Below are 15,837 nucleotides of genomic sequence, written 5' to 3'. Positions count from 1 at the left end.
AGGGAAGGGGGCCGAGACTTGTCCGCGCTGCTGCCCCGGTCGACCGAGACCGCCCTTGTAGGGCTTGCCGACAAGTCTCCCGCCCCGGCGGCCGTCAGACCAATACTGAGAGCTGCTGGCACCGATCACGGACACTGATACGTGGATCGGCCCGGCCGCGGGCCGTGGGGAAACGGCCCGCGAGAGCGTGGCGCGGTCAGTCGGTGACGAGGTCGTCCGGGGCGGAGCGGGCGAGTTCGGCGAGGGTGGCGAGGGCGCGGGAGAGCACATCGGCGCGGGGTGAGGCCAGGCCGACCCGGATCGCGTTGGGGGCGCGGTGGCGGCCGACGGTGAAGGCGGCGGCCGGGGCCACGCCGATGCCGTGGCGGGCGGCGGCGGCGACGAAGGTGTCGGCGCGCCAGGGGCGGGGCAGCTCCCACCAGCAGTGGAAGGAGCGGGGGTCGCCGTGTACCGCGAACTCGCCCAGCAGCTCGGCGGCGATGCCCTGGCGGACGGTGGCCTCCCGCTGCTTGGCGCGTACCAACGCGCGTACGACACCGTCGCGCTGCCACCGTGTGGCGGCCTCCAGGGCGAAGCGCATCGGCGCGCAGCCGCCCGAGCGCAGTGACGCGGCGACGGGTCCGGCGACGGCGGCGGGTGTCACCGCGAACCCGAGGGTCAGCCCGGGGGCGATGCGCTTGGACAGGCTGTCGACGAGGACGGTCCGCTCGGGGGCGAACGCCGCCAGCGGCGGGATCTCGTCGCGGAGGAAGGCCCAGACGGTGTCCTCGATCGCATGGATCCCCAGCCGCCGCAGCACCTCGGCCAACGCGCGCACGCGCTCTTCCGGCATGGTGAGCGACAGCGGATTGTGCAGGGTCGGCTGGACGTAGACGGCGCGCAGCGGGCCGCTTCGATGAGCCTCCTCGACGGCCTCGGGGACCAGCCCCGACCCGTCCACGGCCAGGGGTACGAGGACGACCCCGAGCCGGGCGGCGATGGCTTTGACCGCGGGGTACGTCAGCTCCTCGACGCCCAGTCGGGCGCCGGGCGGCACGAGTGCGGCGACGGCCGCCGCGATGGCCTGCCGTCCGTTCCCGGCGAGCAGCACCCTGGCCGGGTCCGGCCGCCAGCCGCCGCGTGCGAGCAGCTCGGCCGAGGCCTCGCGGGCGGCGGCGACGCCGGCCGGGCCGACCGGCGTCAGCGCGGACTCCAGGGCGCCGGGGTGCAGCAGTTCCCCCAGCCCGGCGGTCAGCAGTCCGGCCTGTTCGGGCACCACGGGGTAGTTGAGTTCCAGGTCGATCCGGCTGTCCGCCGGTTCGGTGAGGACGGCGGCGGTGGGGCGGGAGGCGGCGCGTACGAAGGTGCCGCGGCCGACTTCGCCGACCGTGAGCCCGCGCCGGGCCAGCTCCTGGTAGACGCGGGTCGCGGTCGAGTTGGCGATCGAGTGCCGCCGGGCGAACTCCCGCTGCGGGGGCAGCCGGTCGCCAGGCGCCAGCCGTCCCGTACGGATGTCCTCGGCCACCGAGTCGGCGACGCTCCGGTAGTCACTCATGGCGCTCCTCCCATTCCCGTCCCGGAATCTAAACATGGAATTGCACCGAGGGCAATATTGAATATTGATCTGAGGCAATGAATCGATTTACACTCCGAATCGCTCCGGACTCGGCTCTCTGCGGCCTTGGCGGGCGCGCCCGGCCGTCGAGGAAAGGACCAGTTGGATGGATGTGGCCATCTCAGTGCGGCGGGATCGGAGCATTCCCGCAATACCTCGGTGCAATCGATGGGACTTCTCCTTGAGTGCACCGATACGGGACCGTGTGCGAAGGGGAGGCCTCCGTGGTTGAGTCGAGCGCCGTCCTCGGTGTGGTGACGGTGGCCCTGGGGATGGTGCTCACCCCCGGACCGAACATGATCTACCTGGTCTCCCGCTCCATCACCCAGGGGCGGCGGGCCGGCGTCATCTCGCTCGGCGGGGTCGCCGTCGGTTTCATGATCTATCTGCTGACCACGAACCTGGGTCTGTCGGTGCTCTTCGTCGCCGTGCCCGAGCTGTACACCGTCATCAAGCTGGCGGGCGCGGCCTATCTCGCCTACCTGGCCTGGAGCGCGCTGAAACCCGGGGCCGCGTCCGTCTTCGCCCCCCAGGACATTCCGCACGACTCTCCGCGCAGGCTGTTCACGATGGGGCTGATGACCAATCTGCTCAATCCGAAGATCGCCATCATGTACATCTCGCTCATACCGCAGTTCGTCGATCTGGAGGCGGGGAGCGTGCTCCTCCAGGGCTTTCTGCTCGGCGCGAGTCAGATCGTGGTGGCCGTCTCCGTCAATCTCTCCATCGTCCTCGCGGCCGGTTCCATCTCCGTCTTCCTCGCCCGCCGCCCCGGCTGGCTCAAGGCGCAGCGCTATCTGATGGGCGCGGTACTGGGGGCCCTGGCCGTCTCGCTGGCCTTCGACACCTCGGTCCCCGCCTCGGTGAGCTGACCGCCCCCGGGCGCGGTCCCTCAGGAGCCCTTGGGCGCGGTGAGCAGCGCGACCACGGCCGGCACGGACACCGCCAGCAGCGTCAGCGGCAGCCATGCCACCGGCCACATGTCGCTGTCCTCGGGCATATGGGTCAGGAAGGAGACGAGCATCAGGGCCGACACCGGGGTCCCGACGGCGAGCCCGGTCCAGAGCGCCGTCACCCCCAGACGGCTCAACAGGCAGGAGAGCGCGAGCATCACCAGGGCCAGCGAGAGAAAACCGAGCACGGTGACCGGCGTGGTCTCGTCGATCCCGCCGGGCTCCGCCCTGTTGCGCAGGTCCCAGGGGATGCACAGCGCGTACGCACCGGCGCTCACCGCCGAGGCGGCGGGCGCGGTGAGAACACGGCGGCGGCCGGCGGCCGGACGGGCGAGGGAGGGTTTCCTGGGCATGGACGTGTCCTGTTCCGGTCGTGGACGAGCCCGCCCCTCCCGGCGGCCCGCGAACGGGTCTCCGGAAGGGGCGGGCGGAGGCTGACATCCTCTCAGGAACCCGAAGTGCCCCAGAACATCCCAGGTCAGCCGGTGAAGGTGAAGTAGGTCCACGCCCCGTGCGTGGTCGTGTTGAGCGAGTCGCCGGACTCGCCCCTGAGATACGAGGAGCGCACCCGCATCCGGTCACCGGCCTTGTGGGGGCCCTCCAGCTTCACCCTGGAGACCCCGGCGCTGTCCAGCAGGAAGTCCTCGGCGCTCAGGTCCAGCCACTGGCCCTTGCGGTTCAGCTCCAGGGAGAGCCGCTGGGCACGGTCCTTGTGCGCCGTCATGGTCGTGGTGAACAGCGGGTTCTTGGAGCGCTTGAAGTAGTGGTACGTGACTCCGTCCAGCTTCCCGGTCCGGTCGTGGCCGCTCGCCGCGGTGACCACCTTGACCTGGGTGCCCACACTGGTCCCGGCCGTCCTCGGCGCGCTGCGCGAGTCCCCGTCGTACACCGCCGTGACGACGGTGTCCCGGGTCAGCCGTGTCGTGGCCGACAGCTCTCCGTCGGCGTTCACCCTGCCCGAGACGAGCAGCTCGCGGGCCCGGTCGGGGCCGGCGGGGTCCGCGTACAGCTTTAGCGTGCGGTTCTTGTGCGTGCGCCCCAGCCGGGCGGTGAACTCCACCGTGCTTCCGTAGGCGTAGACCTTCTTGCTCTGGGTCACCGACAGGCCCGGGGTCCAGCGCGACACCTCCACGGTGTCCGACCCCGACGCGGGGTGGTGCGCCGGGCCGCCCGCGTAGCTCACCCGGTAGGTCACCGGACCGCCCGACTGCGGGGTGTCCCGGAGGGAGAACGAACCGTTCGCGTTCACCTTGGCCCTGCCGACGGGGACGCCCTTGGGGGACTCCGCGTCGGTACGGGTCACGGAGACCTCGGTGCCCGCCGGGAGCGGCACGCCCGCGGTGAGGGCGCCGGTGACGGTGAGTTCGGTGGCGCGGCTCGACTTCGCCGGGGCGTCGACGGTCAGCTCCGGGAACGACAGGGCCAGATCGGCCAGCACCCGCAGGTTGTGCTCCCCGGTGCTGTTGTCCCGGCTCACCGCGAAGAGCCGGCCGCCGCCCGGCTCCCAGGCCAGCGCGCCGGTGCCCAGGGTGTCCGGCGGCGAGCCCGCTTCCCGGCCGGGAAGGTCGTACCGCCGGACCGGCTCGGTCCGACCGGGCAGGAAGACATGGATGTCGGGGCCCTCCGGCGAATCGGTGCCCGCCGCCACGGTGCCGTCGGCCCGGACGGCGACCGCGACGGCGGGGCCCGTGGTCGAGTGGGCGCCCGTCCGCACCAGGTCCGAGGTGCGCCGGATCTGGTGGCCGCCGGTCCGCTGGGCGGTGATCAGATGGGAGCCGTCGGGGGTGAAGGCCATCTCGGTGAGCGCCCCCGGAGCCGGCTGAGCCGCGACGGTCCGCACGGCCCCGCCGGACACGTCGAACACCTTGAGCGTCTCGCCGGACGACGAGTTCGGCGACGTCCCCGCGACGGCCAGCTTCCCCGTACGGCCGGGAGAGGCGGCGAGTTCCGCATTGGTGTAACCGGCGCCGGGGTCGAGATCGTAGGCGGTGCCGGCCTGGGGCCCCGACAGCTTCAGATAGCCGAAGTTGCCGCCGCCATGACGGTACTTGTAGCCGAACCAGACCTTGCCGTCCGCGTAGGCGAGACTCCCCGGAGTGCGGTCGTACAGATAGTGCATGTCCTTTTTGGCGCCCGTCTCCGCCTCGATGGAGACGATGGAGTTCTCCCCGGCCGCGGAGGCGAAGACGAGCTTGGAATCGTCGGAGATGGCGAGGTCCTGCACCTGGTTCACTCCGCGGACCGTGTTCACCACGGTGCCGGAGAAGTCCGTGACGGTGACGGTGCCGTCCGAGGGAGAGGCGATGAAGATCCGCTTGTGGGTGTCGCTCACGAGGATGTCGCTCACGGACGAGATCGGCAGAACGGCGAGCGGATCGGCCGAAGCCGAAGCCGAAGCCGTGCCCGCCGTGCCCCCGACGAGCGCGGCCGAGCTGAAGAGAACGGCGAGAGCCGTCGCGGTGGAGATGGTGCGTCTGCGCACAGTGATGTACCCCCCAGTTGGAACGCGTGGGACAGGCCAGGAGCGCGCCGCGTGCCGTCCGCGACGGCGCGCCCGAGCGCCGCACGGGCCATCGCCGAGCCATGCCCCTGACACATCACACGGTAATATTCCATCGGCACAAGGCAGTTGTGCAGGCCCGTGATGGCGGCCCCGGGGGAGTGCCGACGTCATCGGCGAGCGCCTCGCTGGACGGCCACTGGGGAACGTAGCGCGCGAAGAAGCCGATCCGGCTGTCCTCGTCCTCCGCGAGCGGAGCGAGCAGCCGCAGCCGGGTACGCGGGTCGTGCTCCATCGCCAGATCCAGCGCGGCCCGTCTGATGTGCCGGGCGCGCCCCGGCGCGAGGAGGCCCGCGAGATAGTGCTCGCAGAGCGTCTCGGCGTGCCAGATGAAGTGCCCGGCCGCGTGGCGCACGACCGCTGGGTACGGATCACTCAGAAAGCCGCCCAGGCCGGACGTCTCTCCGAGTCGGCGCAGCCCGCCCAGGGCCAGGGCCCTGACCCCGCCCTCGTGCTCCCGCCCGGTGAGCCGCCGCAGCAACTCGGCGTCCTCGGAGGCCGCATGGCGGATCAGCCCCGCCAGCGCGGCAGGCGGCACCGCGCCGGAGCCGGAGCAGAGCGCCCGCAGCAGGGCGAGCGGGTCCCGGCCCGCCGCCGACAGCTCGCGGTACGCCGCCCGCTGGACCACCGGCGCGGGGTCCAAGAGATGCGCCCGGAGCTCCGACCCCCGCCCGGTGTCGCGCAGCGCGCCGACCCCGGCGGCGCGCACCCCCGGGAAGGGGGCGGTCAGCAGGGCGTCCAGCAGCCCGGGCCGTCCCTCGCGGGCGGCCAGGACGACCGCTTCGGCACAGCTCTCGCGAATCGGCCGGTCCCGGCTCGCCGAGGCGATCTCGGTGATCTCGTCCAGGGAGACCAGTCCCTCCCGGAGCGCGGTCCGCAGCACGAGGGAGCGGATCGCCCGCTCGGGGTGGTCCATCACCAGCGCGACCGTCTGGGCCGGGGACGGCAGCCGGTGCCGGAGCGCGTGCTCCACCGCCGTCCGGCGGATCGTGGAGTTCGGGTCGGTCAGCGCGATGTCGAGCACGCGCTCCGTGGGCAGCAGCCGGGCCGCGAGCGCGTGAGTGACGGCGGCCCGGCGCAGACCCTCGTCCGGGTCCTCGCACGCCCCCACCGCGACCTCGTCGCCCGCGCCCTCGCCGAGGTCGGCGCGGAGCCGCTGCCACGCCCAGCCGCCGTGTCGGCGCATCGTCAGCAGCAGGGCGAGGGGCAGCAGTTCCCGCAGAACGGCCGCCGGGAGAGCGCTCAGCTCCCCGTCCAGCAGGGTGCGCGCCGCGTCACGCACGGCGGCGTTGTTGTCCGCGGTCCGGATGAGCAGCAGCGGGAGCACTTCCGGCCGTCCGGCGGCCTGTTGGACCGAGCGCTCCCGCACCCGGGGGTCGCCGCCGGCGAGCCCCAGCGCCAGCTCCGGCTCGGCGGGGGGAGAGTGAGACCAGGACACCTCGCCGTCGCTCCGCCAGGAAGGGGCGGCGCTCCAGTCCCATATCTCCTTGCCGTCGAACCAGCGCATACCCACCCGTATCGTCAGCCGGCCGGACCGGCTCCGGTCGGCCGGCGTGTACAGCGCGACCGAGCTGTCGAGCCGCTCCCACTGGGCCGGGCCGGCCACGTCGAACACCCGCGCGAGGGGCTTCCCGTACAGAAGGCGCTCATGGGGGTCGAGGAAGACGGACGGTGAGAGGGGCGGCAGCCGTTTCATGACGGCACTTTAGAGCAGGGAAACCGCTCCCACCTGCGAATATTCTCCCCCGAGCCCGGCCCGGACGCCATCCGCCCGAAGATCGCGGGACCCGGGTCGAGAGGGGGCGGCTGTGCGAAAATGACCTTTCGGGGGACACGGGTTTTGGTGCGGCTGGGGCTTCGACGCCCCGGGGGGAGGGGAGCGCGGAATGAGTCGTCGCTCCAGTGGACTGGCCGGGGCGTGGGCGGAGGCCCAGCGGCGGCAGCAGCGCGAACGGGAGGCCGGATTCCGGGAAGCGGAACGGGCGCGGCTGGACCGGGAACGGCAACAGCGGGCGTATCAGCGGGACATGGCGCGGCGCGACCGCGAGCAGCGGGCCGCGTACAAGCAGCGCCGCGAGGCGGACGCCCGGGCGCGCACGGACGAGCTGACGGCGAGGGTCGCGGCGCTGACCGGGCTGCTGGCCGCCGGCTGCCGGGGACCGGCCTTCCGCCCCGCGCTGCTGACCCGCCCGACGGACATCGAGCCCTTCGCCCCCGGCGGGCTGGCCCGCCCCGTCCCGATGCCCGACCCGGGCGCCTACCGGGCCCAGGGCGGCTGGGGCCGGCGGGCGCGCGAGGCCGAGCAGGAGGCGCGGGAGCACTACCAGCGCGATCTGTTCGCGGCGCGGGCCGCCGAGGCCCAGCGGCTGCGCCAGCTGGGCGACTACCAGCGGCAGTACGACGCGTGGGCGGCGGCCCGGCTGGCCGAGATCCGGCGGCACAACGACGGGATCGCCGAGATGACGGAGGTGCTGCGGACCGGGGACCCGGAGACGGCCGTCGAGTACTTCTCCGCCGCGCTCTACGCCTCGGCCGCCTGGCCCGAGGGGCTCCCGCGCCATGTGGAGGCGGCCTTCGACGCCCCGGCCCGGCAGCTGGTCCTCAACTGGGAGCTGCCCGGGTTCGACGTCATACCCGAGACCAGGTCGGTGCGGTACGTGGCCTCCTCCGACGAGGAGAAGGAGAGCCCCAGACCGATGACCCAGCGCCGGGCGCTCTACCGGGACACCGCGGCGCAGTGTGTGCTGCTGGTGCTGAGGGAACTCTTCGCGGCGGACGGATTCGGCCTGCTGGACTCGGTGACGGTGAACGGATTCGTCGACGACGTCGATCCGGCGACCGGCCGCCGCACCCATGTCGTCCTCTGCGCCGTGACGGTAGCCCGCGCCGACTTCGCCCGGCTGAATCTGGCTCAGGTGGGCGCGGTGGAGTGCCTGGAGGGGATGAGCGGCAGGCTCTCCGCCAAGCCCGATCTGCGGGCGGCCGTACGGCCGGGACGGCTCCCGGAGGACGTCGGCGTCGGGGTCGTCTCGCACGGCGGGGAGGACGAACCGGATCTGCTGGAGATGGATCCGATCGCGTTCGAGGGGCTGGTCGCCCAGCTCTTCCGGGCCCGGGGCATGGAGGCGGTGACCACCCGGCGCTCCAACGACGGCGGGGTCGACGTGGAGGCCTTTGACCCCGACCCGATCAGCGGCGGCCGGATCATCGTCCAGGTCAAGCGGTACCGCAACACCGTGCCCCCGAGCGCGGTACGCGATCTGTACGGCACGGTCCAGGGCTCGGGCGCCAACAAGGGTGTCCTGGTCACCACCTCCGGCTTCGGCCCGGGCTCGTACACCTTCGCCAACGGCAAGCCGATGACGCTGATCTCCGGCCCCGAGCTGGTGGAGCTGCTGGGCCGGCACGGCCTCCCCGGCCGCCTCGGCCCGGCGGGCACGCCCGCGACGGCCCCGGCGGCCTCGGCACGCGCCGCCGCCACTCCCGCTCCGGACGACGGGGCGGACGACGACGCCAATGTGCTGGGGATGTTCTGGTCGGGCGCGGTGGCGCTCGACGTGTGCGCGCTGGTCTGCCGGGGCGGCCGGGTGCTCGGCGACGACCACTTCGTCTTCTTCAACAACCCCCGGACCCCGGACGGAGCCGTCGCCGCCGTGCCCGGCTCGGCGACGGGCGACCGGGCCGCGATCCGGGTCAGTTTCGACGCCCTGCCCACGGCCGCCGACCGGCTGGTGATCGCGGCGGCCGTGGACCCCCTGGTCAACCCCGACGCCGATCTGTCCGGCTTCACCCGGGCCGGAATCGTGCTGCGCGACGCCTCGGGGGCCGAGCTGGACCGGCTGGCGGTCTCGGAGGGCCAGCCCGGGGAGACCGCCCTCGTCCTCGGATCCTTCCGCCGCCGGGCGGGCGGCGACTGGGACTTCGTGATGGGCGGCAAGGGATACCCGGGCGGCCTGGAGGCCCTGGTCGTCGAGTACGGCATCGAGGTCGCCTGACCCGTCCGCCCGTCCGCCTGCCTGTCCGCCGCCCCGCCGGCTACATGTTGATCATGTGGCCGGCGAGGCCGTGGACCGCCTCCTTGACGGCCTCGCCGAGCGTCGGGTGCGCGTGGACGTTACGGGCCAGCTCGGTGACCGTCAGATCCCACTGCTGGGCGAGCGTCAGCTCCGGCAGCAGCTCCGTGACCTCGGGGCCGATCAGATGCGCGCCCAGCAGTTCCCCATGGCGCGCGTCGCTGATCACCTTGGCGAAGCCGGCGGTGTCTCCCAGGCCGTGCGCCTTGCCGTTGGCCATGAACGGGAACTTCGCGACCCGGACGTCGAAGCCCCGGGCCCGCGCCTGTGCCTCCGTCCAGCCGAAGCTGGCGATCTGCGGCTGGCTGTAGGTCGCCCGGGGGATCATCACATAGTTCAGCTCCTGCGTCTCCGCGCCCGCGATGGTCTCGGCCGCGACGATCGCCATGGCCTCCGCAGCGTGGGCGAGCATCAGCTTGGCCGTGACATCGCCGATGGCGAAGATGTGCGGCACCGAGGTACGGCAGCGGGCGTCGACCTCGACCGCGCCCCGCTCGGTCAGCCGCACCCCCGTGTTCTCCAGGCCGAAGCCGTCGACCCTCGGCTGAAAGCCCATGGCCTGGAGCACTCTGTCCGCCTCCAGCACCCGCTGCTGATCCCCGGTGGAGACGGTGACACGGACCTTGTCGCCGGACTCGTCGATGCCGACCACCCGCGTCGAGGTGAGCACCTCGATTCCCAGCCGCCGGTACCGCTTGGCGAGTTCGGCCGACACCTCCTCGTCCTCCAGCGGAGCCATCCGGTCCTGGAATTCGACCATGGTGACCTTGACGCCGTAATTGTGCAGCACATAGGCGAATTCGATGCCGATGGCACCGGCCCCCGCGATGATGATGCTCTCCGGCAGCCGCTCGGCGAGGATCTGCTGCTCGTACGTCACCACCCGGTCGCTCAAGGACGTCCCGGGCAGCAGCCGAGGGCTCGCACCGGTCGCGAGGACACAGTGCCCGAACGTCAGATCCCGCACGGTGCCGTCGCCGCCGGTGACCCGCAGGGCATTCGGGCCCGTGAACGATCCGCGCCCCTCGAACTGCGTGATCGCGTTCTTCTTCATCAAGTAGTGGACGCCCTTGACCCGGCCCTCCGCCACGCGCCTGCTGCGCCGGAACGCGGATCCGTAGTCGAAGGAGAGAGTGCCGTCGACCGTGATGCCGAAGGTCTCGGCCTCGTGCGTCAGCGTGTGGGCGAGTTCCGCGTTGCGCAGCAGCGCTTTCGAGGGAATGCATCCGACGTTGAGGCAGACGCCGCCCCAGTAACGCTCCTCGACGATGGCGACGCTGAGCCCGAGCTGGGCACTGCGAATGGCCGCGACATACCCCCCGGGGCCGGCGCCGAGAACCACTACATCGAAGTGCGTTAACAAAATCGCTCCTTGGAGACATGGGCATCTGGAACAGGGGCGCGGCGCGAGAACCGGCACCGTCGGGTACGCCCTTGATCAATGACGATCGACGACTGAATCGTCACCGTGCGGCAGCCCCGGCGCAACGTGATGACGACCACAGGGGCGTCCCCGCCCGGGTGTCGCGCGGCCGGGGGAACCGTCTCGTACGACATCACGTCGAAGCGCGGAAGATCCGGGAAGACCCGGTCCGTGTGATGTCTACCGAGAGGCCGAAACGATGAACGGTGCTGTCCGCATGGGGCGGAACAGATATGTGAGGGCGCTCCTGGTGACGGCCGTCGCCGTCGCCGTCGCAGGGTGCACCGAGGAGTCGTCCTCGCCCGACGGGGGCGGGGCGGCGGCGGCCTCCTGCGCGTATGTGATGCGCTTCGCCGACCGTACCTACCAGAACCAGGACAAGGTGAAGTTCGAGGTCGGCGACAAGGTGGGCACGGCCTACTCGATCCCCTGCAACGACACCGGTCAGGACAGTCCGCAGGACCCCGTGACCGAGTCGGTCGCGTACGCCGTCGAAGGACTCGACCCCGACGTCGCCGTCGCGATCGGCGACTCCCCGGAGGACGCCCTCTTCTTCTCCCTCGGCATGGGCGGGGAAATGCCCGCCGAGGTGGAGAAGTTCATCGCCCGCCGCTGAGGTCCGCCGCCCGGCCGGTCCGTCCACCGGCCGGGCCGCGCGGCGGGCGGACTTCTTCGGCATACGGGCGCAGGACCATGAGGGAGTCCTCCGGGGACGCCACCATGGCGAAGGGAAAACGGTCGAGCTCCAGACAGAGCGCGACATCATCGGGATGGGCCCCTTGACGCACCCCCTCCGCCAGCTCGGCGGCGGCGCGCGACCCGGCGGCGCGGCGGAGGTACCCGGCGGCGTCCGTTCCGGCCCCGGCGGCTCTCCGGGCGATGTACTGGGCGCAGGCCAGATCCTCGTCGGCCCGCCCGTCCTCGCCGGTGACCACGAAGGTGACGCTGTCGCTCGCGCGCGTCCGCAGGAGCCGGGCCGTCGCCTCCGCCACCACGAACCCGGCGCACAGCACCAGCGACGCGTCCTTGACCGCGAGAGCGCCGACCGTCCCCGCCGTGGTCTTCTGTACGACGGTCCGTCCCGCGAGGTCGGCGGAGCGCAGCAGGGCCGGCGAGTTGACCAGGTCGAACCCGGGCGCGGGCGGCCCGTCCTTGAGCGCCACCCGGTCCGGGTGGCGGGCCTTGAGGGCCAGTGCCTCCTCCAACGACTCGGCGAGAAGGATTTTCTCCGCCCCCCGGGCGAAGGCCCAGGCGGCCACGGTGAAAGCACGCATGACGTCGACCACGACGGCCACGGACGGGGTCTCGGTCAATTCGGCGGTGCCGATGAAACGGGTCTCCATCCGGAGATGATCGCTTCCGCCCGCCCCGAAGCGGCCGGAGAGTGTCCCACCTCACACCGCCGGTCCTGAATCGACCGTCCCGAATCGCCGGTACGGGAGATGACGGCCGGCCGCCCCTCCCGGCAGCATGGTGACCCCGCCCCCGACCGGGGCGGCGGGAGACGACCGCTGGAGGCACCCATGGCCGTGAGCCGTACGGGGACGGGCCCGGCCGATGGCCACCGCGCGCTGGTGCTCCACCATTCGCCCGCCGCTCCCCGGGCCGCCGTTCTGCTGCTGCACGGAGGCCGCGCGGACGCCCTGGAGGCTCCCCCCGCGCTGGATCCGCCCGCCCTGCGGATGAGGCCCTTCGCCTCGGCCGTCGTCCGCGCGGCCCCGCCCGGCGTGCTGGCGGTCGGCCGGGTGCGCTACCGCCACCGGGGGTGGAACGGCCCCCGCGAGGACGCGGTGCACGACGCGCGGCAGGCCCTCCGGGCGCTCCTCCACGAGACCGGGACCGAGACCGGGACCGAGGCCGGGACAGGGACCGACGCTGAGGCCGTGCCCGTGCCCGTGCCCGTGCCGGTGGTGCTGGTGGGCCACTCCATGGGCGGGCGGGCCGCCCTGAGGCTGGCAGGGGATCCCGGGGTGCGCGGCGTCGTGGCCCTCGCGCCCTGGTGCCCCCCGGGCGAGACCGTCGCCCCGCCGCGCGACCGCCGGGTGATCGCCCTCCACGACCCGGCCGACCGGGTCACCGCCGCCGACGACACCTGGGCTTATCTGGCCCGCGCGGCCGATGAGGGCGCCCACACCCTGGGAATCCGGATGCCGAGAGGCGGCCACAGCATGCTGCGCGACGCCCGGTCCTGGCACCGGATCACCACCTCCCTCACCCTCGGCCTGCTCGGCCTGGCTCCGCTCCCCGTCCCCCTCACGGATCCCGGCGGCCCTCCGGGCGTACCGCTGCCTGCCCGCCGGGTCCTCGACCGGATCGACGCCGTCACCCGCTGACTTCTCACCGGCGGGACGCGCCCGCCGTCTCCTTGATGAAGAAACCGGCGAACGCGCCCAGCACCAGCAGGATCGGCATCATCAGCAGCGCGTGACCGTAGTCGGCGAGCTGGGGGACGGCCGGCAGGATCTTGCCGGGGACGGCTTGCAGCACGCCGCCGATGATGAAGCAGACGCCGTTGACGATGGCGGCCGAGCTGCCCACCAGCGCCCCGGGCACGGACTCCCCGGCGACCGTGAAGCCCAGCATGTGCGCCCCGGCGAAGAGACCGACGGCGAACATGGTGACCACCGAGACGCTGTTGGTCTCCGTCGGCAGATAGATCAGCAGACTGATCGCGGCGGCCTGGAGGAGCACCCCCACGACGGCCGGGATCCGGCGGTTGTTCCAGTGGTCGGAGAGGAGATTGAACAGCGGCGCGCCGATCGCGAGCCCCAGCCACGAGACGGCGGTCAGCACGGCGGCGAGGGAGCTCTCCGCCCCCCGGGCCTCCATCACCCGGGGCCCCCACAGCACGCCCATGGCGAGCATCGACCCGAAGGACACCCCGGCCAGCACGGCGGAGAGGACCACATTGCGGTTGCGGAAGCACGCGCCGAGATCACGGAAGACGCTGGAGAGCAGCGGCGGCTTCGCGGCGGCCGAGGCCCGCGCCAGCTGCTCGGGACCCGGCGTGGGATTCCGTACCAGCAGGGCGAACAGCACGATCAGCACGACCCCCGCCGCGCCGAAGCCGTTCAGGAGCTGCTGCCAGGTGACGAGTTCCAGCTGCCAGGAGATGGCGGGCTGGCCGAAGGCTGAGCCGAGCGAGGCCAGCGACTGCACCAGGCCGAACATCAGGCCGTAACGGGCGGCGGGGAACCACTGGCCGCCGATGTAACCGGCCCCGACGAAACCGAACGAGGAGCCGACGGCGAGCACGATCTGGGCGGCCACCAGGGTGCCCATGCTGTCCGTCTGCGCGTACAGGAACGCGCCCGCGGTGACGAACGCGACGGCGACCGTCAGCAGCGGGCGGGAGCCGAAGCGGTCCAGCAGCGCGCCGGAGAAGAACTGGCAGAGCGCGAACGCCCAGGTGTAGATCGACCCGGCCAGACCGATCTGGGCGACCGTGAGGGACGCCGTGTCCTGGATCTCGGGGGAGACGACCGCGTAACCGGTCTGGATGGCGAACAGCCAGACGACGAAGACCGTGCACAGCGCCCAGACGATCCAGGCCTCGACCCCGCCGATCGTCCGGTGCGGCCCGTGCAGGAAACGGGCTCCGGGATGCTTCTTGTACTCGGTCCCGCCGCCGCTCGCGGCAGCCGTGGTGTTCGCCATGACGGTCTCTCCTGTGGGCTCGGGCCCGGGCCGATGGTCAGGCCGAGGCGGACGGCGTGTCCCGGTCGTGGGCCAGGACACCGGCCACATAGGTGGCCCGTACCGCCCGGTCGTCCCCCATCACCGCCAGCGTGAACAGCAGCTCCTCGATGTCCTCGACACGGGAGGTCCGCTGTGCGAGCAGGGGGGTGGCCCGGGGGTCCAGTACGACGAAATCGGCCTCGTGCCCCGATGCGAGGGAGCCCACCCGGTCCCCGAGGCCCATGGCCCGCGCGCCGCCGAGGGTCGCGAGGAAGAAGGCCTTGACGGAGTCGAGGGGGTAGTTCGCCAGCTCGGCGACCTTGTACGCCTCGTTCATGGTGGCCAGCAGCGAGAAGCTGGTGCCCGCGCCGATGTCGGTGCCGAGACCCACCGTCATCGGATGCCGGGAGTCCTTCGCGTCGTGGACGTGGAACAGACCGCTGCCGAGGAAGAGATTGGACGTCGGACAGTGCGAGACCGCCGTGCCCGTCTCCGCGCACCGGTCCCGCTCGCGGCGGGTCAGATGCACACCGTGCGCCAGGACCGCCCGGGGGCCCAGCAGCCCGTAGTGGTCGTAGACATCGAGATAGCCCCGGCGCTCGGGGAAGAGAGCGCGGACCCAGGAGATCTCGCCGGTGTTCTCCGACACATGGGTGTGCATCAGCGCCCCGGGGTGCTCGCGCCACAGCGCGCCGGCGGCCTCAAGCTGCTCGGGGGTGCTGGTGGGGGCGAATCGCGGAGTGATGGCGTACAGATTGCGGCCCGTGCCGTGCCACCGCTCCAGCAGCGCCTTGGAGTCGTCGTAGCCCGAGCGGGGGGTGTCCAGCAGCGCGTCGGGGGCGTTGCGGTCCATCAGCACCTTGCCGGCGGCGATCCGCATGTTCCGCCGGGACGCCTCCTCGAACAGCGCGTCGACCGACTGCGGATACACGGCGCAGAAGGTGAGCGCGGTCGTCGTCCCGTTGCGGAGCAGCTCGTCGCAGAACGCGGAGGCGACCCGCCGCGCGTAGCCGGCGTCGGAGAAGCGCTGCTCCTCGACGAAGGTGTAGTGGTTCAGCCAGTCGATCAGCTGGGAGCCGAAGGCGGCGATGATCCCGGTCTGTACGTAGTGCGTGTGGGTGTCGATGAACCCGGCGCTGATCACATGGTCCGGGTAGTGCGTGGGGGCGAGGCCCGCGGGGAGCCGGTCGGCCAGCTCCCGGTAGCCGCCCGAGGCGGTGATGATCCCGTCCTCGCAGATCAGCAGCCCGTCGCTCTCATGGACGAAGACGTCCTCGCGGGGGGAGAGGAAGGGATCGCCGCGGAACCAGATCATCGGGCCGCGCACCGCGGTCACCCTTGATGCCATCGACGCCTCCGGAACCGGCTCAGCAGATGCCGCCAGTCGACCCCGCCGTCACCGGTTCGGCATCCGGAGTAACCCGAACGAGTGATGGTGTCCGCTGTCGCGCCCCCGGGCGTACGAGAGGGCCGCTCCGGGCCCCGGGGCGGGGATCCCGGGGGGGGCGCCCCCCGGGGGGACGCGGGCGCCCGGGGGCCCCCCGCGGGGGGGGGGG

Annotated in this window: 12 protein-coding genes; 4 read left to right on the top strand and 8 right to left on the bottom strand. The window is 72.3% G+C overall.

The window, feature by feature from the left end; genetic code table 11:
* Positions 1 to 196: 196 nt before the first annotated feature.
* Positions 197 to 1,534, bottom strand: coding sequence for an aminotransferase-like domain-containing protein (locus IE247_RS17440; protein ID WP_190124066.1), 1,338 nt, complete (start codon positions 1,532 to 1,534; stop codon positions 197 to 199).
* Between the two features lie 284 nt (positions 1,535 to 1,818).
* Here IE247_RS17440 and IE247_RS17435 point away from each other — a divergent pair, with 284 nt between their 5' ends.
* On the top strand, positions 1,819 to 2,466 hold the full coding sequence (locus tag IE247_RS17435) for a LysE family translocator (protein WP_190124065.1): 648 nt from the start codon (positions 1,819 to 1,821) through the stop codon (positions 2,464 to 2,466).
* A 20-nt stretch (positions 2,467 to 2,486) separates the two neighbouring features.
* Here the strand turns inward: IE247_RS17435 and IE247_RS17430 are convergent, their stop codons facing one another.
* From IE247_RS17430 to IE247_RS17420, 3 genes are all read right to left on the bottom strand, one after another.
* Positions 2,487 to 2,900 (bottom strand): hypothetical protein, encoded by a 414-nt coding sequence (locus IE247_RS17430; protein WP_190124064.1) that lies wholly within the window; start codon positions 2,898 to 2,900, stop codon positions 2,487 to 2,489.
* A gap of 125 nt (positions 2,901 to 3,025) precedes the next feature.
* Positions 3,026 to 5,029, bottom strand: a complete 2,004-nt coding sequence (locus IE247_RS17425; protein ID WP_190124063.1) for a WD40 repeat domain-containing protein — start codon at positions 5,027 to 5,029, stop codon at positions 3,026 to 3,028.
* 115 nt (positions 5,030 to 5,144) lie between these two features.
* On the bottom strand, positions 5,145 to 6,803 hold the full coding sequence (locus IE247_RS17420) for a hypothetical protein (RefSeq protein WP_190124062.1): 1,659 nt from the start codon (positions 6,801 to 6,803) through the stop codon (positions 5,145 to 5,147).
* Positions 6,804 to 6,993: 190 nt separating this feature from the next.
* Here IE247_RS17420 and IE247_RS17415 point away from each other — a divergent pair, with 190 nt between their 5' ends.
* Complete coding sequence (locus IE247_RS17415; protein WP_190124061.1) at positions 6,994 to 9,102, top strand: restriction endonuclease; 2,109 nt, start codon at positions 6,994 to 6,996, stop codon at positions 9,100 to 9,102.
* A gap of 40 nt (positions 9,103 to 9,142) precedes the next feature.
* On the opposite strand, the gene lpdA is transcribed toward IE247_RS17415, so the two are convergent.
* The gene (lpdA, locus tag IE247_RS17410; RefSeq protein ID WP_190124060.1) at positions 9,143 to 10,543 is read right to left on the bottom strand and encodes a dihydrolipoyl dehydrogenase; all 1,401 of its coding nucleotides are present in this window, start codon (positions 10,541 to 10,543) and stop codon (positions 9,143 to 9,145) included.
* A 277-nt stretch (positions 10,544 to 10,820) separates the two neighbouring features.
* On the opposite strand from lpdA, the gene IE247_RS17405 reads away from it, so the two are divergent.
* Complete coding sequence (locus IE247_RS17405) at positions 10,821 to 11,219, top strand: DUF6281 family protein (protein WP_190124059.1); 399 nt, start codon at positions 10,821 to 10,823, stop codon at positions 11,217 to 11,219.
* On the opposite strand, the gene IE247_RS17400 is transcribed toward IE247_RS17405, so the two are convergent.
* The gene (locus tag IE247_RS17400; protein ID WP_190124058.1) at positions 11,203 to 11,946 is read right to left on the bottom strand and encodes a 2-phosphosulfolactate phosphatase; all 744 of its coding nucleotides are present in this window, start codon (positions 11,944 to 11,946) and stop codon (positions 11,203 to 11,205) included. The two genes, IE247_RS17405 and IE247_RS17400, sit on opposite strands and share 17 nt — an antisense overlap.
* A gap of 180 nt (positions 11,947 to 12,126) precedes the next feature.
* Between IE247_RS17400 and IE247_RS17395 the strand changes: the two genes are divergently transcribed.
* Positions 12,127 to 12,936 carry an alpha/beta fold hydrolase gene (locus tag IE247_RS17395; RefSeq protein WP_190124057.1) on the top strand — a complete coding sequence of 270 codons (810 nt, stop codon included), beginning with the start codon at positions 12,127 to 12,129 and terminating at the stop codon, positions 12,934 to 12,936.
* Between the two features lie 4 nt (positions 12,937 to 12,940).
* On the opposite strand, the gene IE247_RS17390 is transcribed toward IE247_RS17395, so the two are convergent.
* Positions 12,941 to 14,260, bottom strand: coding sequence for an MFS transporter (locus IE247_RS17390; RefSeq protein WP_190124056.1), 1,320 nt, complete (start codon positions 14,258 to 14,260; stop codon positions 12,941 to 12,943).
* Between the two features lie 37 nt (positions 14,261 to 14,297).
* Positions 14,298 to 15,629: a guanine deaminase gene (gene guaD, locus IE247_RS17385; RefSeq protein WP_190124055.1), complete on the bottom strand. Its 1,332-nt coding sequence runs from the start codon at positions 15,627 to 15,629 to the stop codon at positions 14,298 to 14,300.
* Between the last annotated feature and the right edge of the window lie 208 nt (positions 15,630 to 15,837).

This window comes from Streptomyces inusitatus, assembly GCF_014651115.1.
In the GTDB taxonomy this organism is placed as follows: domain Bacteria; phylum Actinomycetota; class Actinomycetes; order Streptomycetales; family Streptomycetaceae; genus Streptomyces; species Streptomyces amakusaensis.
Note: the sequence above shows the minus strand (reverse complement) of the source record. Positions and strands in the feature narration are given on the sequence as shown.

Coding starts and splice junctions, on each gene's coding strand:
- IE247_RS17440 (WP_190124066.1), bottom strand. CDS start 1,534: ATGAGTGACTACCGGAGCGTCGCCGACTCGGTGGCCGAGGACATCCGT.
- IE247_RS17415 (WP_190124061.1), top strand. CDS start 6,994: ATGAGTCGTCGCTCCAGTGGACTGGCCGGGGCGTGGGCGGAGGCCCAG.
- guaD (WP_190124055.1), bottom strand. CDS start 15,629: ATGGCATCAAGGGTGACCGCGGTGCGCGGCCCGATGATCTGGTTCCGC.
- IE247_RS17430 (WP_190124064.1), bottom strand. CDS start 2,900: ATGCCCAGGAAACCCTCCCTCGCCCGTCCGGCCGCCGGCCGCCGCCGT.
- IE247_RS17420 (WP_190124062.1), bottom strand. CDS start 6,803: ATGAAACGGCTGCCGCCCCTCTCACCGTCCGTCTTCCTCGACCCCCAT.
- IE247_RS17400 (WP_190124058.1), bottom strand. CDS start 11,946: ATGGAGACCCGTTTCATCGGCACCGCCGAATTGACCGAGACCCCGTCC.
- IE247_RS17405 (WP_190124059.1), top strand. CDS start 10,821: ATGGGGCGGAACAGATATGTGAGGGCGCTCCTGGTGACGGCCGTCGCC.
- IE247_RS17395 (WP_190124057.1), top strand. CDS start 12,127: ATGGCCGTGAGCCGTACGGGGACGGGCCCGGCCGATGGCCACCGCGCG.
- IE247_RS17390 (WP_190124056.1), bottom strand. CDS start 14,260: ATGGCGAACACCACGGCTGCCGCGAGCGGCGGCGGGACCGAGTACAAG.